At 57.8% G+C, this 19265-nt stretch carries 22 protein-coding genes; 7 read left to right on the forward strand and 15 right to left on the reverse strand.

The window, feature by feature from the left end; genetic code table 11:
• Positions 1 to 2 precede the first annotated feature (2 nt).
• The 5 genes from C7964_RS01540 to C7964_RS01560 all read right to left on the reverse strand — a co-directional run bounded on the left by C7964_RS01540 (position 3) and on the right by C7964_RS01560 (position 5545).
• The gene (locus C7964_RS01540; protein ID WP_110277945.1) at positions 3 to 1010 is read right to left on the reverse strand and encodes an oligopeptide/dipeptide ABC transporter ATP-binding protein; all 1008 of its coding nucleotides are present in this window, start codon (positions 1008 to 1010) and stop codon (positions 3 to 5) included.
• Positions 1010 to 1975 (reverse strand): oligopeptide/dipeptide ABC transporter ATP-binding protein, encoded by a 966-nt coding sequence (locus tag C7964_RS01545; protein ID WP_110277946.1) that lies wholly within the window; start codon positions 1973 to 1975, stop codon positions 1010 to 1012. The genes C7964_RS01540 and C7964_RS01545 overlap by 1 nt, the downstream gene beginning before the upstream one ends.
• A 2-nt stretch (positions 1976 to 1977) precedes the next feature.
• On the reverse strand, positions 1978 to 2904 hold the full coding sequence (locus C7964_RS01550) for an ABC transporter permease subunit (RefSeq protein WP_110277947.1): 927 nt from the start codon (positions 2902 to 2904) through the stop codon (positions 1978 to 1980).
• Positions 2905 to 2916: 12 nt separating this feature from the next.
• Positions 2917 to 3840, reverse strand: coding sequence for an oligopeptide ABC transporter permease OppB (gene oppB / locus C7964_RS01555; protein ID WP_110277948.1), 924 nt, complete (start codon positions 3838 to 3840; stop codon positions 2917 to 2919).
• 70 nt (positions 3841 to 3910) lie between these two features.
• On the reverse strand, positions 3911 to 5545 hold the full coding sequence (locus tag C7964_RS01560; protein ID WP_110278514.1) for a peptide ABC transporter substrate-binding protein: 1635 nt from the start codon (positions 5543 to 5545) through the stop codon (positions 3911 to 3913).
• Positions 5546 to 5852: 307 nt separating this feature from the next.
• Here C7964_RS01560 and C7964_RS01565 point away from each other — a divergent pair, with 307 nt between their 5' ends.
• The gene (locus tag C7964_RS01565; protein WP_110277949.1) at positions 5853 to 6422 is read left to right on the forward strand and encodes a hemerythrin domain-containing protein; all 570 of its coding nucleotides are present in this window, start codon (positions 5853 to 5855) and stop codon (positions 6420 to 6422) included.
• 1 nt (position 6423) lies between these two features.
• Here the strand turns inward: C7964_RS01565 and C7964_RS01570 are convergent, their stop codons facing one another.
• From C7964_RS01570 to dapB, 3 genes are all read right to left on the reverse strand, one after another.
• Positions 6424 to 6786 (reverse strand): dihydrodipicolinate reductase, encoded by a 363-nt coding sequence (locus C7964_RS01570; RefSeq protein ID WP_110277950.1) that lies wholly within the window; start codon positions 6784 to 6786, stop codon positions 6424 to 6426.
• A gap of 103 nt (positions 6787 to 6889) precedes the next feature.
• Positions 6890 to 7339: a ribose 5-phosphate isomerase B gene (gene rpiB / locus C7964_RS01575; protein WP_110277951.1), complete on the reverse strand. Its 450-nt coding sequence runs from the start codon at positions 7337 to 7339 to the stop codon at positions 6890 to 6892.
• Between the two features lie 24 nt (positions 7340 to 7363).
• Positions 7364 to 8173 carry a 4-hydroxy-tetrahydrodipicolinate reductase gene (gene dapB / locus C7964_RS01580; RefSeq protein ID WP_110277952.1) on the reverse strand — a complete coding sequence of 270 codons (810 nt, stop codon included), beginning with the start codon at positions 8171 to 8173 and terminating at the stop codon, positions 7364 to 7366.
• Between the two features lie 98 nt (positions 8174 to 8271).
• On the opposite strand from dapB, the gene rbfA reads away from it, so the two are divergent.
• Both rbfA and C7964_RS01590 read left to right on the forward strand, forming a co-directional pair.
• Positions 8272 to 8667 carry a 30S ribosome-binding factor RbfA gene (gene rbfA, locus C7964_RS01585; RefSeq protein ID WP_110277953.1) on the forward strand — a complete coding sequence of 132 codons (396 nt, stop codon included), beginning with the start codon at positions 8272 to 8274 and terminating at the stop codon, positions 8665 to 8667.
• Positions 8667 to 9383 (forward strand): phosphodiester glycosidase family protein, encoded by a 717-nt coding sequence (locus tag C7964_RS01590; RefSeq protein WP_110277954.1) that lies wholly within the window; start codon positions 8667 to 8669, stop codon positions 9381 to 9383. Before rbfA ends, C7964_RS01590 begins: the two co-directional genes overlap by 1 nt.
• 18 nt (positions 9384 to 9401) lie before the next feature.
• Here C7964_RS01590 and C7964_RS01595 read toward each other — a convergent pair whose 3' ends face one another.
• Together C7964_RS01595 and C7964_RS01600 are read right to left on the reverse strand one after the other, a co-directional pair.
• Positions 9402 to 9806: an NUDIX hydrolase gene (locus C7964_RS01595; protein WP_110277955.1), complete on the reverse strand. Its 405-nt coding sequence runs from the start codon at positions 9804 to 9806 to the stop codon at positions 9402 to 9404.
• The gene (locus C7964_RS01600; RefSeq protein ID WP_110277956.1) at positions 9803 to 10441 is read right to left on the reverse strand and encodes a GDSL-type esterase/lipase family protein; all 639 of its coding nucleotides are present in this window, start codon (positions 10439 to 10441) and stop codon (positions 9803 to 9805) included. Before C7964_RS01600 ends, C7964_RS01595 begins: the two co-directional genes overlap by 4 nt.
• 108 nt (positions 10442 to 10549) lie before the next feature.
• On the opposite strand from C7964_RS01600, the gene C7964_RS01605 reads away from it, so the two are divergent.
• The 3 genes from C7964_RS01605 to C7964_RS01615 are packed head-to-tail and all read left to right on the forward strand — an operon-like array spanning position 10550 to position 12315.
• The gene (locus C7964_RS01605) at positions 10550 to 11467 is read left to right on the forward strand and encodes a thioredoxin family protein (protein WP_110277957.1); all 918 of its coding nucleotides are present in this window, start codon (positions 10550 to 10552) and stop codon (positions 11465 to 11467) included.
• 27 nt (positions 11468 to 11494) lie between these two features.
• Complete coding sequence (locus C7964_RS01610; protein ID WP_110278515.1) at positions 11495 to 12136, forward strand: LON peptidase substrate-binding domain-containing protein; 642 nt, start codon at positions 11495 to 11497, stop codon at positions 12134 to 12136.
• On the forward strand, positions 12133 to 12315 hold the full coding sequence (locus C7964_RS01615) for a Trm112 family protein (protein ID WP_110277958.1): 183 nt from the start codon (positions 12133 to 12135) through the stop codon (positions 12313 to 12315). The genes C7964_RS01610 and C7964_RS01615 overlap by 4 nt, the downstream gene beginning before the upstream one ends.
• 112 nt (positions 12316 to 12427) lie before the next feature.
• Here the strand turns inward: C7964_RS01615 and C7964_RS01620 are convergent, their stop codons facing one another.
• The 5 genes from C7964_RS01620 to C7964_RS01640 form a co-directional block, all read right to left on the reverse strand.
• Complete coding sequence (locus tag C7964_RS01620) at positions 12428 to 12628, reverse strand: hypothetical protein (protein WP_110277959.1); 201 nt, start codon at positions 12626 to 12628, stop codon at positions 12428 to 12430.
• A gap of 244 nt (positions 12629 to 12872) precedes the next feature.
• Complete coding sequence (locus C7964_RS01625; protein ID WP_110277960.1) at positions 12873 to 14105, reverse strand: hypothetical protein; 1233 nt, start codon at positions 14103 to 14105, stop codon at positions 12873 to 12875.
• 39 nt (positions 14106 to 14144) lie between these two features.
• Positions 14145 to 14723 carry a polysaccharide biosynthesis/export family protein gene (locus C7964_RS01630; RefSeq protein ID WP_110277961.1) on the reverse strand — a complete coding sequence of 193 codons (579 nt, stop codon included), beginning with the start codon at positions 14721 to 14723 and terminating at the stop codon, positions 14145 to 14147.
• A 130-nt stretch (positions 14724 to 14853) separates the two neighbouring features.
• Positions 14854 to 17280: a tetratricopeptide repeat protein gene (locus tag C7964_RS01635; protein ID WP_110277962.1), complete on the reverse strand. Its 2427-nt coding sequence runs from the start codon at positions 17278 to 17280 to the stop codon at positions 14854 to 14856.
• Positions 17281 to 17320: 40 nt separating this feature from the next.
• Positions 17321 to 18058: a sugar transferase gene (locus tag C7964_RS01640; protein ID WP_286163697.1), complete on the reverse strand. Its 738-nt coding sequence runs from the start codon at positions 18056 to 18058 to the stop codon at positions 17321 to 17323.
• A gap of 469 nt (positions 18059 to 18527) precedes the next feature.
• On the opposite strand from C7964_RS01640, the gene C7964_RS01645 reads away from it, so the two are divergent.
• Positions 18528 to 19256, forward strand: coding sequence for an ExeA family protein (locus C7964_RS01645; protein ID WP_286163698.1), 729 nt, complete (start codon positions 18528 to 18530; stop codon positions 19254 to 19256).
• Positions 19257 to 19265: the final 9 nt, after the last annotated feature.

Here is a 19265-nt window from a genome sequence, read left to right on the forward strand (position 1 = left end):
TGCTATGCCTCTGCGGCAAGGACCTGTTCTGCGGCATGAAACGGGCAGGCCACGAAATGGTTGTCACCGATGTCTTCAAGCATGGGTCGCGTGCCCGCGCAGGAGGCTTGCGCCTTGGGGCAGCGGGTGCGGAAAACGCAGCCCGAAGGTGGTGACAGCGGCGATGGCAATTCGCCCTCAAGGACAGGGCGCGGGCGTGCGCGCTCCAGCACAGGGTCGGGGATCGGTACGGACGCGATCAGCGCCTGACTGTAGGGATGTTCCGGCAAGGTCGTGAGTTTGCGACTCTCTGCCATCTCCATCACGCGGCCTAGATAGAGCACCAGCGTGCGGTCACTGATGTGTTTTACCACGCTCAGGTCGTGCGCGATGAAGATCATCGACAACCCCATGTCGCGTTGCAATTCCATCAACAGGTTGATGACCTGCGCCTGCACCGACACATCAAGCGCCGAGACGGGTTCGTCGCAGATGATCAGTTTCGGTTTCAGGATCAGCGCGCGGGCGATCCCGATGCGCTGGCATTGCCCGCCCGAGAATTCATGGGGATAACGGTTGATCAGATTGGGCAGAAGCCCCACACGTTCCATCAATTCGCCAACGCGTTTTTTGACCTCGGCGCGCGGTGTGTTGGGTTCGTGCGTGATCAGTGGCTCAGCAATGATTTCACCCACGGTCATGCGCGGGTTCAGCGCGGCAAGCGGGTCCTGAAAGATCATCTGCACATCGCGGCGGTGCACGCGGCGTTCGCGCGTGTCCATATTGGCAAGGTCCGCACCTTCGAAAAAGATGTTCCCGTCAGATGACGGGATCGTGCCGACGATGGCGCGCGCCAGTGTGGATTTGCCCGAGCCGCTTTCGCCGACGATGCCAAGGCATTCGCCCGGTTTCAGGTCGAACGATACTTCGGAAACCGCGCGCAGTTTGCGCGGTGGTGTCCATGGCCATGCACCGGGCTTTGCGACATCGAAAGTGACCGAGAGGTTACGGACTGACAGAAGGGGGGCCATTATGCGACCTCGCTTGCGGGAAGGTGACAGGCACGGCGGCGGTTGCCGATGGTTTCCATCGCGGGGCGCTGGCTGCGGCAGCGATCAAGGCTGACCGCGCAGCGTGGCGAAAAGGGGCAGCCTTTGGGCAGGTTTGACATGTCCGGCGGCTCGCCCGCGATGGTCAGAAGGTCGCCATCATCGCGATCCAGACGCGGCACGGCCTTGAGCAGCCCGCTGGTATAGGGGTGGGCTGGGGTGGCGAAAATATCATCGGTGGTGCCCTCTTCCATGACCTGCCCGCCGTACATCACCAGCGTGCGGTCGCAAAACCCTGCGACGACACCTAAGTCATGGGTAATCAGGATCACAGCGGTCCCGAAATCCTGACGGATATCGCCCAGGAGCTGCATGATTTGTGCCTGCACAGTTACATCAAGTGCCGTTGTCGGTTCATCCGCGATCAAAAGGCGGGGTTGGCACAGAAGCGACATGGCGATCATGATCCGCTGACGCATCCCGCCCGAAAATTCATGCGGATACATGGTGATCCGCGCGGCGGCATCAGGGATGCGCACGGCGTCAAGCATTTGCGCGGATTCCTTCACCGCTTGGGATTTGCCGATGCCTTTGTGCAGCATCAGCACCTCGGCCATCTGGTCGCTGATCTTGAGATAGGGGTTGAGCGACGTCATCGGGTCTTGAAAGATCATCGCGATGTCCTTGCTGCGGATCGCATTGAATTCGCGCTGCGACATTTGCAGCAGGTCCTGACCGTCAAAGCGGGCCTTCCCCGTGGCGCGTCCGTTCTTGGCCAAAAGCCCCATCGTGGCAAAGGCGGTCTGGCTTTTGCCGGACCCGCTCTCGCCGACAATCGCAAGCGTTTCGCCCTTGTCGACATGGAAGCTGACGCCGTTCACCGCGTTCACGTCGCCATCGGCCGTGGTGAAGGTGACTTTGAGGTCCTCGATTTCCAACAGGCTCATATCTAGCGGTCCTTGGGGTCAAGCGCGTCGCGCAGGCCGTCGCCGACAAAGAAGAAGGCGAAGATGGTCACGATGAAAAAGAAAAGCGGGAAGGCGATCTGCCAGTAATAGCCGAACTGCATGGTGCGCGAGCCTTCGTTGATCAAAGCACCCAGCGAGGTGGCAGGTTCCTGGACGCCGAGGCCCAGAAAGCTGATGAAGCTTTCGAAGATGATCATATTGGGCACCAGCAGGGTGGCGTAGACGATCACGATGCCCAAGAGGTTCGGCACAATGTGGCGCAGGATGATCTTGAGCGGGCGCACACCGGTGGCGACAGCGACTTCCACGAATTCCTTGTTCTTGATGGTGAGTGTCTGGCCGCGTGCGATCCGCGCCATATCAAGCCAGGAGATCAGGCCGATCCCCAGGAAAAGCATAAAGATCGAGCGGCCGAAGATCACCAGCATCAGGATCAGCACAAACATGAAAGGGATCGACATCAGCACATCAACGATCCGCATCATGATCCCGTCAATGCGCCCGCCATAGTAGCCTGCGGTCGCCCCATAAAGCGTCCCGACGATGACGGCGACCAAGGCCCCCACGACACCGACCATCAGTGAAATACCGGTCCCCTGCACGGTGCGTGCGAACAGGTCGCGCCCGTTGCTGTCGGTACCGAAATAGTGCCCTGTTTCAAGGGACGGGACGCCAAGGTATGCGTTGCTGCCGATCAGGCTGAAGTTGACGAAATCACCCTTGTATTGGGCGATAAGCCCCCCGAAGAGCGCAAAGCCTGCCACCGCACACAGCATGATCAGCGATATGACAGCGGCGCGGTTGCGTAAGAACCGTGTGCGCGCATCGGCCCAGAGGGACCGGCCTTTGACTTCGGCAAGATGCATGTTTTCGGCGATGCCTTCGACGGCTGCTCTGTTGGGTAACATCACGCAGCCCCCTTAGTAGCGGATCTTGGGGTCGATCCACGCGTAGAGGATGTCGACCAGAAGATTGAACAGGATTGTCAGGGTGCCCACCAGAATGGTGATCCCCATGATGACAGAATAGTCACGGTTGAAGGCAGAGTTCACGAAAAACTGGCCAATGCCGCCGGTGGAGAAGAACACATCAATGATGACCGAGCCGGTGATCATGCCGACGAAGGCTGGCCCCAGATAGGACAGCACCGGCAGCATTGTGGGCTTCATCGCGTGTTTCCAGATGACGCGGCGCATCGGCAGGCCCTTGGCGCGGGCGGTGCGGATGAAATTGGTATTCAGCACCTCAAGCATCGAGGACCGTGTGATCCGCGCAATCGAGGCCATATAAGAGGTGGAGAGTGCGATCACGGGCATGATCAGGAATTGCCACTGGCCGCCGTTCCAGCCACCGCCGGGCAACCATCCCAGCCAGAGTGTGAAGACGAGCAGCAAAAGCGGGGCCATCACGAAATTCGGCAGGACCTGCGCGCCGATGGAGACGCCAACGGCGAAGTAATCGACCCAGGAGTTCTGTTTGATTGCGGCGGCAACCCCCAGTGACACGCCCACGGTGACAGCCACGACAAAGGACCAGAACCCGTAGGTCAGCGTGACCGGGAAGCCTTGTGCGATCACGTCGTTCACGCTGCGGTCCTTGTATTGGAAAGAGGGCCCGAAATCGAATTGCGTGACCACGCTGACCACGTAATTGACGATCTGCTTCCAGAACGGCTGATCCAGCCCGTATTTCGCCTCGATATTGGCAAGCACCTCGGGTGGTAGCGGCCGTTCGGAGTTGAACGGGCCACCGGGCGCTGCGTACATCAGGACAAAAGACAGGACGACCAAGATCAACAGGGTCGGCACTGCCACAGCAAGGCGGCGGAAGACGAAGCTCAGCATGTCAGGGGTCCTCACAGAATGGGAAAACCGCGCCCCGTAAGGGTGGGGCGCGGTCCATCACGTCAAGTGATTACTCGGCGATCTTGTAGAGATCCTTGGAGTACCATGTCTGTTCAAAATTCTCGTAGGGCCAGCCTTCGAGGTTCTCCGCAAACATATCGACTGCGGCATAGTGGTAGATAGGAATGATCGGCGTATCCTGCGCGATGAATTCCTCGACACGGTCATAGTTGGCCTGAGGGTTCGCGGATGTCTTTGCCTCGGCCAGCAGCGCGTCAACCTCGGGGTTCACGTATTTGCTGTCATTATAGCCCGATTCCGACTGCATCAGGTCAAGGAAGGTCGAGGCCTCGTTATAGTCTGCACACCAACCGCCGCGCGCGACTTCGAAATCACCGTTCGAGCGGGCTTCGAGGAAAGTCTGCCATTCCTGATTGGCCAGCGTGGTGTCGACACCCAGTGTCTGCTTCCACATCTGGCTGATCGCGATTGCAACAGAACGGTGGGAATCGTTGGTGTTGTACACCAGATCAATGCTGAGCGGATTGTCAGAGCCGTAGCCTGCCTCGGTTAAGAGTTCGACCGCCATGGCGTTCCGCTCGGCTTGGGTCATTGTCGCCATCGGGATGTCGGGTGTCTCGAAGCCGGCAGTCGCCCAGTGTGTGAAGGTGTAGGCGGCTTTCTGACCACCGGCGAGTACATTGTTCACGATGATATCGCGGTCGATGGCGAGGCTCAGGGCCTTGCGTACGTTGGGGTCCTGAATTTCAGGCGATGCACCGTCGCGCAGGTTGAACATGTAATAGTAGGAACATGCCATTGGCACGGAAACGGCCTGATCCGGGTATTGCTCCGAAAGGCGCGGGAACTGGCCAGCGGGCACGTCGGTCAAGTCCAACTCACCAGCGAGATAGCGTGTCAAAGCGACGTTTTCATCGGGCACAACCAGTTTGACCACACGTTCGATGATGGTGTTGTCGTTGTCCCAATACATCGGGTTACGCTCGCGGACGAGGCGCTCTTGCGGGACAAATTCGGTCAGGACATAGGCCCCGTTGGATACCATGTTTTCCGGCAGAACCCAGTCGTTGCCGAATTCTTCGACGGTCGCCTGGTGGACGGGGAAGGTCGTACCATGTGTCAGCATTTGCGGGAAATATGGCAGAGGTTGGGACAGGCGGACTTCGAGCGTTGTGTCGTCAATGGCTGTGACGCCAAGTGCGGATGGCTCCATGTCACCTGCAATCACGGCGGCACCGTTCTCGATCGACATCAGCTCGATGTACCAGCTGTAGGGCGATGCCAGTGCGGGCGATGCGGCGCGCTGCCATGCGTAGACGAAATCACCGGCCGTGACTGTGTCGCCGTTCGACCACATTGCATTATCGCGCAGCGTGAATGTGTAGACGAGGCCATCGTCGCTGACCTCGTGGCTGAGTGCGACACCGGGGACCAGATTGCCTGCGGCATCCTGATTGTAGAGACCTTCAAAAAGGTCGCGCACCACTGCGGCCCCATCCACGTCCTCGACGAGACCGGGATCAATCGACGGGCTTTCATCACCCACGCGGTACGTGAATGTCTGGTCAGAGGCGAGCGCTTCGCCGGTCACGGGGTGTGTGGCGTGCGCATCTGCAAAGACTACGCCTGAGGTCGCAAACAGCACCGCGGCTGTTGTTACGAAAAGTCTGGATTTCAGTGTCATCATTTTCTCCCTGAAGTTGCATCTTGGCGACGCAATCGTTGAAGTGTGAGCGTATCAGCTACGCCTCTGACACCATCTTTTGACTCCAAACGGCAAATGGCAAGGTTAATCGGCAGTTGACCCAGCGACAGCGGGTTCTACTTGGGGACAAACAGGAAACGCGCACAATTGTGACTTGAGGCATGATCTAACACGTAATTTTCTAAGGCGGACCGATGATTCTCTTGATGGACGTTCGGGGCGCTTGTGTTGGTATTACCCGGCAGTTTATGCCCAAAGGTGACCTGATGGTTGGAAAGGCCTCTTTATGAAGAAACTTGCACTTGCCGAACGTGATGCCTTGCCGGATGCCTTGCGCGTCCTTCTGGCCGAATATCCGCGTGACGGTTGGGAACTGGACCCCGGTTTTGACGGGTTGATCCGGTTCTGGCTGGACCGCCATTTGATGTTTCGCAAGCTCTTGGGCGAGTTGCGTAGCGGGACAGAGGCGCTTTTGGATCGCAAGATCGAGGCGGGTCGTTTCGCGGGGCTGACATCGCGCTATGGCGGTATGCTGGTGAACGGGCTGCATGAACACCACACGATTGAGGACAAATATTATTTCCCGAAGCTGGTGAAGAAAGACGCGCGGATCGCGAAGGGATTTGCCATTCTTGATAAGGACCACCACGATCTGGACGAATTTCTGGCCGATTTTGTGGGACGCGCGAATGAGGTGCTAGGCCTGACAGCAAACCGCAACAAGCTGCAAACCGCGGCAGGGCATTTCCAGACCGAACTGGCCAAGCTGGAGGGCCTGCTTGACCGCCATTTGATTGATGAGGAAGAGCTGATCGTGCCCGTGATCCTGCGCTATGGATCACGTGATCTGGGCTAGATTACCGCAAGCGGAATGAAGCACTGTCGCCCGCGCCCTGATCGACCGTAAAGCGCAACCGGTCATCGCCGCGTGCTTCGACCAATTGGCAGTTGTAGGGGATCGGATCGCCGCCCCAGCTCAGCTCACGGCAGAAATAGCCGTCTTCCCACGTCCAGTTGCCGACGATGTCCCATCCGATGGCCGAGCCCGCAATGCTTCCGTCCGGTGACACGCTCAGGCTGACACCGTAGAAAAAATTGCTGAGTTCACGGCCCTCAACGAGCGATACGAACGTCGCCTGGTCCTTGATGGGCACATAACTGTCCGCAACAGCTGGCGCCGCAGCGGTGGCGAGTACCAATGTCAAAATCGCATGTTTCACCGGATCCTCCGCTTTGTGGAATATCCTTGATACGTAGCGCGCGGATGACTGGTTCACTTGCGCTGCCTGAAGGCTGCAGAGATGCGCGAAATTCTGCCTGTTCCTAGCCGTCCTCAAGTGCCTTGATCATGTCCACGCGGGTTGCGTGGCGGCCACCTTCGAAATCGGCATTCAGGAAGGCATCGACGATATCAAGCGCAAGGGCGTCGCCGATCACGCGCGCCCCGAGCGAGAGCATGTTGGCATCGTTGTGCTGCCGGATCATGCGCGCGGAAAACGCATCGGAACACACCCCGCAGCGCACGCCTTTGACCTTGTTGGCGGCCATCATGATGCCTTGGCCGGTGCCGCACAGAATAATCCCCAGCGCGCAATCACCAGAGGCGACATGCCGCGCGGCGGCTTCGCCATGTTGCGGGTAGGGCGTGCTTTCAGGGGTGGTCGGGCCGATATCGACGGCTTCGTACCCCAGCGCCGTGATATGGTCGGCGATGGTTTGGCGCATGCCGATGGCAGCGTGATCAGAGGAAAGCACAATGCGTTTGTTGGTCATGGAAGGTTTGCCCTTTGTTGTCGGTTAGATGCCCAGAACATCCATCATATCGTATTCACCGGGGTCTTTGTCCTGGCCCCAGAGTGCGGCTTTCAGCGCGCCGCGTGCGAAGATCGCGCGGTCCGTTGCGATGTGGCGGAGTACGATCCGTTCACCGGCAGCGGCAAAGAGCACATCATGTTCGCCCACGATATCGCCGCCGCGAATGGCGCTAAAGCCGATGTCGCCGCGTTTACGTGCGCCGGTGATCCCGTCGCGTCCGCTGTCGCTGACGTCTTTCAGCGCGACGCCACGCCCATGGGCTGCGGCCTCGCCCAGCATCAGGGCCGTGCCGGAGGGGGCGTCGACCTTCTGGTTGTGGTGGGCTTCGATGATTTCGATGTCAAAGTCTTCGTCCAGTGCGGCAGCGACCTTTTTGGTCAGCTGCACCAAGAGGTTCACACCCAATGACATATTCCCCGCCCGCACGATGACGGCATGGCGCGCGGCGGCGTTGATGGCTTTGAGATCATCATCGGACAGCCCTGTTGTACCGATCACATGCACCGCGCGCGCCTGTGCGGCCAGACCTGCAAAGCCGACGGTGGCGGCGGGGGCGGTAAAGTCGATCACGGCTTGTGCCTTGGCAAACACCTCGACCGCGTCGTCGGTGACCGCAACGCCGACTGGCTGACCGCCTGTGGCGGTCCCGATATCCTGACCGATCCAGTCATGCCCTGTCCGTTCCAGCACACCCACAAGGCGGCATTTGTCCGAGGCCAGCACGGTTTTGATGAGCATCTGGCCCATGCGGCCCGATGCGCCTGTGATCACGATGCCTGGTGTGTCTGTCATGGTGCGTTTTCCTTTATCTGTGCCTTCTCTTAGCGGCGGATTGCCGTGGACGCAAAGGCTTGCTTGGCAAGGGACCGATCAGGGATTAAGTGAGGGCTATGGCAAACAATGCAAACAGAGACGGCAAGGCCCCCACCCAGCGCATGTTGCGCGTGGGCGAGGTGATCCGCCGCACCCTATCCGAGGTCCTGCAACGTGGTGACGTGCATGACGAAGAACTGGCGCGCATGTCCATTACCGTGGGCGAGGTGCGCATGACATCCGATCTGCGGATTGCGACGGCCTTTGTGTTGCCCCTTGGTGGGCAGGGCAAAGAAGAGGCGCTGGCGGCGCTGCGGCGCAACAAGCATGAGATCCGCCATCTGGTCGTCAAAGGGGGCACGATGAAATTCGCGCCTGAACTGCGGTTCGAGATCGACGGCACGTTTGACCAGATCGATGCGACCCGCGCTTTGCTGGCCAAAGATCACGTGCGGCAGGATCTGGACGACTGATGCGCTGGCTCGCTGTGGCATTGCTCTTTTGGGCGCTGCCGGCAGCGGCTGTGAGTTGCGAGGACGTCGATTATCTGGGGAACAGCTATACGGTCTGCACGGTGGATGCGACGCAAGAGGATTTGCGTCTCTTCTACAAGGATGCGGAGGGTGGCGTGATCGGTAGCTTTGGCGCGCTGGAGGATCTGCCGTCGGTCGGCAGCCTTGCCTTTGCGATGAACGCGGGGATGTACCATGATGACCGCTCGCCTGTGGGTCATTACGTCGAAGGCGGTATCGAGACGATGCGCGTGATTCCGAATGCGGGGCCGGGCAATTTTGGTTTGCTGCCCAACGGGGTGTTTTGCATCACGGATACTTCGGCGCAGGTCTATGAAACGCTCGCCTATGTCGCAAATGCGCCGGCCTGTCGGGATGCCACCCAATCAGGGCCGATGCTCGTGATTGACGGTGTGCTACATCCGCGGTTCCTGCCCGACAGCACATCACGGTTTGTGCGTAACGGGGTTGGCACAAGTGCCGATGGGGCGACGGCAGTATTTGCGATTTCCAACAATAGTGTCACCTTTTACGAGTTCGGGTCTTTCTTCAAAGACTATCTGGCTATGCCGAACGCGCTCTATTTCGACGGCAAGGTATCGCGGCTTTATTCGCGCGCCCAAGGGCGCAGTGATTTCGGGTTCCAGCTTGGACCGATGGTTGGTGTTGTTGAATAGGGTGGGTTGAAACCCACCTTACCTGCAGCACAGGTCTATCACGTATTGCAGGTTCGGGCTTTGTGGAAGTGCCTTCGCCTGATCCGCTGTAAACCAGCCTGCATCAAGCGCATCATCGGCGGCGATGGGCGTCCCGTAGTCATACGAACAGACAACCACCGCCAGGAGGTAATGGAACAGCACCGCACCGTCCGCATCGCGTGTGATGACATCGAGGTTGGTCAGGTAACCCTGCGCGGTCGCGACGACGCCGGTTTCTTCGGCCAGTTCACGGATAGCGGCGTCACGCGCTGTTTCGCCCAGCTCCACATGACCGCCCGGAAAACCCCATGTATTGGCGTTGGGTTCCTTTTTGCGTTGCACCAGAAGGAACCGGCCTTCGTGCTGCACAACGGCAATGGCGCCAAGTTTCGGATGCGTCACAGGCTTGCGACTTTCGCGGCTATCGCACGCCCCAGCGTGATGTGGTCCTGTGCTTCGAAATGCAGCCCGTCAATTGGACTGGGCCTGATATGCATGCCCGCATCCAGAAACGGCAGACCCCAGTGATCGGCCAGTTGCGCAATTGCAAAGGGCAGATCGCGGGATTTCGTCTGCGCACCCAAGAGCCCGTCACGATATGTTCCTTGTTCGAGTACGACCGCCGGGGCGATCAGCAGAATGTCAAAGCCGTTATGTCGCGTCTGGTATGGCTCGGAGCGGGCGATGCCAACCAGCCCTGCGAGCCCCGCGACCACCTGATCCACGCTTGCGCCGTGATGAGTTTTAAGGTCATTCGTACCCAGCATGATGGTCAACAGATCAATCGGTCCCTGGCTTTCCAATGCGATCCGCAGCCCCAGCTGCCCATCCATATGCGCGCCCATCACAGGGTCTGCGCGGCTGGTCGTGCGTCCGGGCAGGCCGTCTTCGATCAGCGCCCAGCCTTCCCCGAGCTCGGAGAGCATCACCGTGGGCCAGCGGGTTTCGGGCCCGAAGCGCCGGTTCTCACCCCGCGCATGCGCGGGAGGCGTGCCGTAGGTGTTGCTATCGCCGAACGTAAGGATGGTTTTTGTCATATCGCCAAGCTAAGCGCAGTGCTTGGTTTGGTAAAGCGGCATTGCCCCTTGGACTTATGGCCCCGAGCGCACATATAGGGGCTAACAGAAAGTTGAAGGAGACAGGCCATGCTGGAATTGGACGCAAATGCAAATGCAGGTGCCCCCGCTGATCTGATCAAGGACGGAACCGACGCAAGCTTTGCCAAGGACGTGATCGAAGCATCGCAGACCGTGCCGGTGATTGTGGACTTCTGGGCGCCATGGTGCGGCCCGTGCAAGACGCTGGGCCCCGCGATTGAAGCGGCGGTGACCAATGCCAAAGGGCGGGTCAAGCTTGTGAAAATCGACGTGGACGCGCATCAGGCCTATGCGGGCCAGTTGCAGGTGCAGTCGATCCCGACGGTTTATGCCTTCTATCAGGGCCGTCCTGTCGACGGGTTTCAAGGCGCTTTGCCGCCCTCCGAGATCAACGCCTTTGTCGACAAGATCGCAGCCCTTGCCGGTGATCCCGAGGCGGAGGGCCTGAGTGCGGCCATTGAGGCGGCAGAGCAGATGCTGGCGGAAGGTGCGGTAACGGATGCGGCCGAGACTTTTGCCGCAATCCTGCAGGAAGAGCCGAACAATGCGCCCGCCTATGCGGGGCTTGTGCGGGCGCATCTGGCATTGGACGATATTGATCAGGCCGAGGCGATCCTGAATGGCGCACCTGCCGAAATCTCTACCGATCCGCTGCTTGAGGCCGTTCATGCGCAGATCACGCTCGCGCGTGAGGCCGCGAATGCGGGGCCTGTGGCGGAATTGCAGGCGGCGGTTGAGGCGGATCCCGACAACCATCAGGCACGTTTCGATCTGGCGACTGCGCTGCATGCCAGCGGTCAGGTGGAAGAGTCTGTGAATACGCTGCTGGAACTCTTTCGCCGTGATCGGGAATGGAATGACGGGGCGGCCAAGGCCCAGCTATTCAAGATTTTCGATGCACGAGATGCCAAGGATCCGATTGTATTGAACGGGCGGCGAAAACTTTCTTCGATGATATTTGCCTGACCACGGCTTCGGCCTAGTTTAATGGTCATGACATCATCATATGATCTGCCTGACACAATTCCGGTCTTTCCTTTGCCGGGGGCATTGCTGTTGCCGCGCGCGCGTCTGCCGTTGCATTTGTTTGAACCCCGTTATCTGGCGATGCTGGATGATGTGCTGAAAACACCCTCGCGGTTGATAGGGATGGTGCAGCCTTATGATGCGCCCGGCAAAGGCGGGAAGCTGCACAGTATTGGCTGCGCTGGCCGTGTGACGGCGTTCTCCGAGACCGAGGACGGTCGCTATATGATTACCCTCGCGGGCATTTCGCGGTTCCGGATTACGCAGGAAGTCGAAGGGTTCACGCCCTACCGCCGCTGCAACGTCAGCTGGCAGGGATTTGAACGCGATCTCGGGCCGGTTGAACGCGATGACAGTTTCGACCGCGAGGCCTTTATGGAGGCTCTGGGGCGTTATCTTGTGGATCAGGGGCTATCGACCGATTGGGAAAGCCTTGGCGAGGCCGAGGACGAGTTGTTGATCAATTCACTTTCGATGCTTTGCCCATTTGCGCCCGAGGATAAACAAGCCCTGCTTGAAGCGCCGTCCTTGACCACACGGCGCGAAACGCTCATGACTTTGATCGAATTCGCATTGCGTGGTGGATCAGGTGAAGAGGTGATGCAATGAGTGGAACAGCATTCGACCCCAAGATGCTCGAGGCGCTGGTATGCCCGTTGACTCAAGGGACGTTGCGCTATGATGCGGACAAGCAGGAGCTTGTCAGCGAGGCTGGCAAGGTCGCATTCCCGATCCGCAACGGGATACCTGTCATGCTGGTCGATGAGGCGCGTCCGCTGGAGGACTAGCAGATGTTGCCGTCGCGTGCAGAAAGCCAGCGATACATCATCTGCAGTCATAGCCATACCGACCAACGATAAAGCAAGCCTTGTTCAGTAGGTTGTCAGGATAGAAAGCGCGTTAGCTACGTTGTGCGGCTGCGTGCTTTTCGGAGCGTTCTTGCTGGGGGGTGTTGACCCAGACCAGACCTGCAACAAAGCCGATCATTCCACCAACAATATACGCGAGAATTGCCAGAAAGATGCCGGCACCCGAGAGCAATGCAACGGTCGTTGCCAGCATTCCAGAGGCTATTCCGAGTATGATATACAAGATGAACATCAGTGGCTCTTTTCTGCTTGGCGGTATTTTCGCCCTACGATCCCATCAGCCTAGGCTGGCTTCGTGTCAAAACTTTGTTCGAATTCTGACCAGTCTGTAGGGTAAATACTAATATTCCATTAACTTCACGCGGCCCAACTGCTGGGCAGCCTTGGTTCGCGTGAAGCTATAGGAGGTAAAACGAGGTTGCCAAGCGCACTGCGCCAGTTGTCCCCGAAAGGGCAGGAATCAGCCGATGAGGGCCTTACGGCCGGAAGGAAAACTGCCGATCGAGCGCCAAGAAGATTGACGTACTGTCTGTGCGGACTCCGTCATCCTCGCGGAAATCAAAGCTTGCACCGACGTTGAGCTGCCAGAATTCGTTGATGCTGTAGCCATAGCTTGCCGAAAGGCTGCCGGTTGCAAGGACATCGCCTCCGTCAGGATCGCTTGTCTGGCCAAAGTCAAAACCAACCTGCATGCTGGTGACGGGGCTGAGTTCTTGAAGATAGTTGGCGCTGAACGTCGTTGTGGCGCGGTCATCGCCCGGGTCGAGGCTGTGGTCCGCGCTGAGGGTGATTTCGGCTGCGGGAAGCGGATAGCTAAAGGCAATTCCACCGGTCACACGTATATCACCAAATTCATCTTCTACCACGCCCAGTTCGCCCCGTAGGCTGCCATTGGGCAATGCATAATCGCGGGCGACTGTGGCAGCCCAGAAGGTCTCATCCTCTTCATCACGTGAAACGCTGATACCTGTTGTCAGCGCCCCGAGCGGGCGTGCAAAGGTCAGCGCGCCGGACAGCGTTGTGGTCTCTGTCGCTGGTTCGCCGATGTCTTCCGACTGTGTATAGGAAAGCCCGATATTGCTGGTGACGACTTCATTGATGTTCAGTCGCAGGCCAAGTGCAATCGTGCTGCTGTCATTATCCAACAGCGTGGCGCTTGCATCTTCGTAGCGCAGTCTTGTCTGACTGCCGCTCAGGCTATAGCCCACCGGCGCGGTATCGCCCCAAGTAAACCCAACTGATACCGTTGTTTCATTGCGGAAACCGGTCCCGGTCAGATCATCAAAATCATCCGGCAGGACGATCACGCCTTCATCATTGATGAAATCTGAGGCGTCGCGCAGGAACGCGATGTCTTCGCGACGTCCTTCCAGCGCGAAATCGAATGAGGCGTCCGCGCTGTTCCGGGTGTAGGCCAAACGTGCAACAAGCCCTTCATCTGCGAATTCATCCTCGGTGAGGCTGAATGTCGTGTCCAGATCGAACGACAGGCGCTGTGTCCGTGTTTCGGTGACCGCACCGAAACTCAGGTCGGTGACGCTCTCGAACCCGTCTTCGGCCTCGGTCGTTTCCAGGTCACGGTCGGTCGAACCGATAAAGGTCTGACCCCAGTCGAATGTGAAGAACACACCGCCAGGTTCGGCCTCTTGCGTGGACGCCGCAAGAGGACAAAGGCAGGTCAGGAGAGCAAGGCTTATTACACGTTTCATATTTATCCGCCCCCGAGCGGAAGCTTGGGGTCTGGGTACTTATTCGAACAGCTTGCGCTGTGGAATGACGATGACATCACCATCGCGCATCCGCACGGCGCCGTTTTCGCTGCTACCGTCGAGGATGCTGTTGTAGTTGATGGTGTAAACGTCGCTGCCGCGGCGCAACTGGATGCGCTTGACCGCAGCGAAGTTTGTAAAGCCGCCGAACTGTGCGATTGCCTGCATCAGGTTTGTGCCTGGCTCAATCTCGATCCGGCCAACAGTCACGCCTTCGCCGACAACAAAGATACCGATGGTCCGCGGCTCACGTTCGGGTGCGAGCCCCTCAATGCCCACAAAGACGTTTGGAGGGCTGACAAAACTTGCGGCCAAACGGCTGGTCAAAGCAGATTGGATTTGTGTTGTGGTAAGCCCGCTTGCGCGAATGTTTCCGGTGCCGGGCAGTGCGATACGTCCGTCAGGCGCCACCAGCACCACACGGTTCAAGCTGGCATCTTCGGCCACTTCGATCCGCAGAGAATCACCGGGCTGAACCCTGTATTCCTGCGCAAGTGTGATCGTGGAAAATAGGACCAGGGCCAGGAGCGACCCAAGAAGGGTAACAATACGGGACATAACGCGACCTCTTTTTACAGTACAACAATGCGGGCAACACCCTCCCGCTACGAAGAAAATGTTAACCCAAGTATTCCAATTCCCCAACGTAAAAACGCGGCAAAACATGGCTAAAACTGCGATTTTTACGCTATTGACCCAATTCGGTCAGTTTTGCGCGTGCAATGTCGAACTGGGGAAGGGATTGATCACCAGCAAGCATCAATGCGCGCGTCAAATAGGTCGTCGCGTTCTCGGCTTGGCCAAGCTCTGCGTAGGTCATACCAAGGTGGTACTGGACAAGCGGATCATCAGGTAAACCGGCTGCGGCGGGTGCCAGATAGGTCAGGGCCTCTTCCAGATTGCCCTGACGATAGGCGATCCAGCCATAAGTGTCCTGAAAAGCCGGTACCTCAAGATCACGCAAGCGTTTCGCGATCGCTGCAGCGCGGGCAAGGCTGGATTCGTCGTTCTTATGGGTTGCGATCAGGGATGCGAGATTGTTGGCGATCACCACCGCATCTGAATTTGCCGCATACATCTCTTCATAGATCGCGATGGCGGCATCAATGTCTCCACGTTCCTCATACCGCGTGGCGCTGAGCCAGCGAAGATTGACCGAGTTTGGAAGCGCATCAAGACCGGCCTCCAACACAGCATCTGCTTTCGCGGGTTGGTCCGTGGCGACAAGAAGGTTGTAGAGGCGCAGGAATGGGGCCTCGGATTGCGGCGAGGCGGCGATTATCCGGCGGAATGCTGCCTCGGAGGTTTCGAAATCGCCGTCCATGGCAAAAAGGCTGGCGCTGAGCATTTGCAGGCTGTTTTCTTCGGGAAAACGGGTCAGAGCCTCATTGAGTGTGCTGCGTGCTGTGGCAAGGTTCCCCGCCAGAAGATGGATCTGGACCAGTTGTGTGACGGCTTCAACATCCCCGTTCCCCTGCTCTATCTCGGCTTGGAGAAAGGCAAGGCTGTCTTCAATTCTGTTCTGGCCCAGCAAAAGCGCAGCTTGCAGCGATGTGGCGGCTTTCTGCGCTTCCGCGTTTTCAATCGCCCTGAGCGTATTGGCAACGCCTTGGGCTTCGATCCAGGCGCCTTCGCGGAGGAGGATACCGGCCAGGCTGGTCATGACAGCAACGTCGTTCGGATTTGCGGCGCGTGCATCCGTCAGGACCGAACGCGCGGCGGCTGTCCGTCCGTCTTCAAGCAGGAAGTTGGCATAACGGATCGCTTCAGCCGGCGCGCTGTTCGTGACATCGACCGCGAGGGCAAGTCGTTCGCCGGCAAGAGCGCGATTGCCCTCACGCTGGTGGGCCTGCGCCATCAACGTCAGTGTTTCCGCGTCGCGCGGTTGCTGGCTCAGGGCCTGACGCAAGGCAAGCACCGCTTCACCGGCGCGATCATCTGCGATCAACCATATGGCACGCAGCTTCAGCGCATCGACGTTCGTTTCATCTTCCGAAAGGATCATGTCCACCTGCGCGCGCGCAGCGCCTTCATCTCCGGTGGCGATCAGAAGCCGGGCATATGTATTGCGGATCTGCCGCGTCTGATCCGACGGTTCTGCCCTTGCGAGTACCTCTTCAAAAGTGGCGATTGCAGCATCCCTTTCGCCCGCTTCAAAACGTATCGCCGCGGAGAGGGTGATATAAACATCCGCATTCAGGGTGCCTGCATTGGCGGTTGCAAGGCGGTCAAGCTCTTGCTGCGCAACGTCCGGCCCTTGCGTGTTTTGCAGGAACTGGACGACAGCGATATGGCCTTCAATCGGGGCCGTATCCGCGCCTGCGAGTTCACGCAGGTATTGTTCCGCGCCTGCCACATCATCCTGCACGATATACCAGCCGATCAGGGCCTGTGTCAGATTGGCGTCATCCGGAAACAGCGCAACCATCTGTCGGAGTTGCAGGCCGATATCCGGCATATCATTCACTTGCGTTAAAACCTGCAAGCGGGCCGTATGATAGGCATAGTTTTCGGGATCTCTGGCAAGGGCGCGGTCGATTTCCGGCAAGGCGTCGCCTGGTGTGTCGCTCCGCATCAGATTGTCGATGACCACACGCCGCGCAACTTCATCTTCGGGATTTGCATCCAGAAGTGTCCGCGCGCGGGTCGCGGCCTGTGCAAGCGCTGCGGTGTCGTTGATTTGCGAGGCGTCGCGATAGGCCAGTGCCACCGCAATAGCCTGCGCCTGTGGGTCCTCCGGTGCAAGTGCGACAGCAGCTTGACCATGGCGTCGCGCCTCGTCCCAGTTGCTGGCATCAATGGCAATTCTGGCCAGAAGAATACGGACGTCAGGGGTATCGGGGTATTGCTCTATCAGACGGAGATACTGGCTGTAAGCCGCGCCGATATCTCCTTGTTCGAGCCGTATTTCCGCGAGCTTGCGCCGCGCGTCCTCGTGGAAACCGTCATGTTGAAAAACGTTGAGGAACTGGATCGCCGCGCGCTCTAGGTCGCCGGCGTCAAGCAGCGCAAGACCCGACTGGTAAAATGCGTTGGCTTTTTCTTCGTTTGTCTTGCAGGCAGAGAGCGCAGATATACTGAGGCAAATCAGACAAACGCGCAGAAAATGTTGCATTGGCTACCTAGTGTGTCGCCTCGGCTTGAGAGACTTTGGATTAATATCCAGTCCCTCTTACCACAACACGGACCGTCGCCAACAGCAGCTTCATGTCGTTCGCAAACGACATATTGGCGATATAGTCAGTATCAAAGCGGGCGCGGTCGGCAAACGTACACTCGTTGCGATCGGATACCTGCCAACTGCCAGTAATGCCCGGGCGCTGGGAATAATAGGCAAGCCCGGGATACATTGTCTGTTGCTCCGGTAGCATCGGACGTGGGCCGACAAGGCTCATGTCGCCGATCAGGACGTTCCACAACTGTGGAAGTTCATCAACAGAGCTCTTGCGCAAAAGCGCCCCGATTTTCGTGATCCGAGGATCGCGCTTGAGTTTCTGCGTCAGCGTCCATTCCGCCGCCGCTTCAGGGTGCTTGGACAGATGATCTTGCAGCTTGGATTCCGCGTCTACCACCATCGTGCGCAATTTCCAGATACGGTAGATGCGGCCATTCATTCCGACGCGATCCTGGCAATAGAACGCGGGGCCTCCGTCGCGCTTAACCATCAGCGCGAGAACACCAATAAGTGGTAAAATGAAAGGGATTGAAGCGACAACGCACATCACGTCAAACAAGCGCTTCAGCCCGAGCTCGTAAGGGCCCTTGATCGGAAGCGATGGCCCGATCGGACGTGATTTCGCATGTTTTCTTACGTCAGAATAGTCTGTCGACATGTAATTGCTCACTCGTTCACCAAATTCACTCGCCAGAAAATACAACACATTCTGCAGCACCGGATTACCGAAAATTCTACTGGTAGCCCTCAGGTGCGCTGGCTCGATTAACGTAGCATTAAACAAAGATCGCGTGAACCTGTCCTTTATATTTTGACCCCAAAAAAGAACGTTTTTCGCCTTAGTTCTCAGTATTGTGTTCACAAATTGATCGCTGTTCTGGCAAAAGTTTTACCATTGTTTCGAGGTGCGAACCAATGGGTTGCTAGAATCGCGTTACCCTAGGACAGTTTGCCAGAGTCTGAGGGTTCTGGTGGTTTGAAAACAGCTTTTCCTTTAGACATCATCAAGTTCCGAATCGTGTTTGTTTCGGATGTAGTTGAAACGAGAGTGACTTTGTTTCGGGGTCTGAATGAACCAAGCCATAAGTATCTACCTTAACCATTTTGGGTTGAGCGAACGCCCCTTTAGCTTGGTGCCGGACCCTGACTTCATTTATTGGTCCCCGGTACATGAACGGGCCTATGCAATGTTCGAGTTTGGTTTGGTCACGCGGTCACCGATCACGCTGATCACAGGCGAGGTTGGTGCCGGCAAGACCACGCTTTTGCACCACTTGCTGAAATCACTTGGTGATGAGCTTGTGGTTGGTCTGATCTCGAACGCCCATGGCACGCGAGACGAGCTTTTGCGCTGGGTGCTGCAATCGCTTGATCAGCCCGTACCGCCAGGTGCAGACTATGTCGCGCTTTTCGGGCAGTTCGAAGAATTCCTGATTGAGACCTATGCCAAAGGTCATCGCGTTGCCTTGATTTTTGACGAGGCGCAGAACCTCAACCGAGAGTCACTTGAAGAACTGCGGATGTTCACGAATATCAACGCCAACAAGGACGAGCTTTTGCAGCTGGTTCTCGTTGGTCAGCCTGAGTTGCGCGACAATGTCCGCCACCCCAATCTGACACAATTTGCACAGCGGGTTGCCTCAAGCTTCCATCTGCCCACCCTCGACGCCGAGACAGTGGCGGAATACATACATCACCGCCTGAAAGTAGCCGGCGCCAAGGAACAGATCTTTAGCCCGGGCGCTTGCAAGCGGATCTACACAGAGACGCGTGGCGTGCCCCGTTTGATCAACCAGCTTTGTGACTTTTCGCTGCTCTATGCGTATACGGAAGACAAATATAAGGTGAATGAGGTGACGGTGAAACAAGTGCTGAACGATGGTGTCTTTTTCGGCGGTGGGGTGTCCGCGGGGTAGCGGCTTTTG

This window comes from Loktanella sp. PT4BL (assembly GCF_003201935.1).
GTDB lineage: Bacteria > Pseudomonadota > Alphaproteobacteria > Rhodobacterales > Rhodobacteraceae > Yoonia.

Coding starts and splice junctions, on each gene's coding strand:
- C7964_RS01540 (WP_110277945.1), bottom strand. CDS start 1,010: ATGGCCCCCCTTCTGTCAGTCCGTAACCTCTCGGTCACTTTCGATGTC.
- C7964_RS01545 (WP_110277946.1), bottom strand. CDS start 1,975: ATGAGCCTGTTGGAAATCGAGGACCTCAAAGTCACCTTCACCACGGCC.
- C7964_RS01550 (WP_110277947.1), bottom strand. CDS start 2,904: ATGTTACCCAACAGAGCAGCCGTCGAAGGCATCGCCGAAAACATGCAT.
- oppB (WP_110277948.1), bottom strand. CDS start 3,840: ATGCTGAGCTTCGTCTTCCGCCGCCTTGCTGTGGCAGTGCCGACCCTG.
- C7964_RS01560 (WP_110278514.1), bottom strand. CDS start 5,545: ATGACACTGAAATCCAGACTTTTCGTAACAACAGCCGCGGTGCTGTTT.
- C7964_RS01565 (WP_110277949.1), top strand. CDS start 5,853: ATGAAGAAACTTGCACTTGCCGAACGTGATGCCTTGCCGGATGCCTTG.
- rpiB (WP_110277951.1), bottom strand. CDS start 7,339: ATGACCAACAAACGCATTGTGCTTTCCTCTGATCACGCTGCCATCGGC.
- dapB (WP_110277952.1), bottom strand. CDS start 8,173: ATGACAGACACACCAGGCATCGTGATCACAGGCGCATCGGGCCGCATG.
- rbfA (WP_110277953.1), top strand. CDS start 8,272: ATGGCAAACAATGCAAACAGAGACGGCAAGGCCCCCACCCAGCGCATG.
- C7964_RS01590 (WP_110277954.1), top strand. CDS start 8,667: ATGCGCTGGCTCGCTGTGGCATTGCTCTTTTGGGCGCTGCCGGCAGCG.
- C7964_RS01600 (WP_110277956.1), bottom strand. CDS start 10,441: ATGACAAAAACCATCCTTACGTTCGGCGATAGCAACACCTACGGCACG.
- C7964_RS01605 (WP_110277957.1), top strand. CDS start 10,550: ATGCTGGAATTGGACGCAAATGCAAATGCAGGTGCCCCCGCTGATCTG.
- C7964_RS01610 (WP_110278515.1), top strand. CDS start 11,495: ATGACATCATCATATGATCTGCCTGACACAATTCCGGTCTTTCCTTTG.
- C7964_RS01615 (WP_110277958.1), top strand. CDS start 12,133: ATGAGTGGAACAGCATTCGACCCCAAGATGCTCGAGGCGCTGGTATGC.
- C7964_RS01620 (WP_110277959.1), bottom strand. CDS start 12,628: ATGTTCATCTTGTATATCATACTCGGAATAGCCTCTGGAATGCTGGCA.
- C7964_RS01625 (WP_110277960.1), bottom strand. CDS start 14,105: ATGAAACGTGTAATAAGCCTTGCTCTCCTGACCTGCCTTTGTCCTCTT.
- C7964_RS01630 (WP_110277961.1), bottom strand. CDS start 14,723: ATGTCCCGTATTGTTACCCTTCTTGGGTCGCTCCTGGCCCTGGTCCTA.
- C7964_RS01635 (WP_110277962.1), bottom strand. CDS start 17,280: ATGCAACATTTTCTGCGCGTTTGTCTGATTTGCCTCAGTATATCTGCG.
- C7964_RS01645 (WP_286163698.1), top strand. CDS start 18,528: ATGTTCGAGTTTGGTTTGGTCACGCGGTCACCGATCACGCTGATCACA.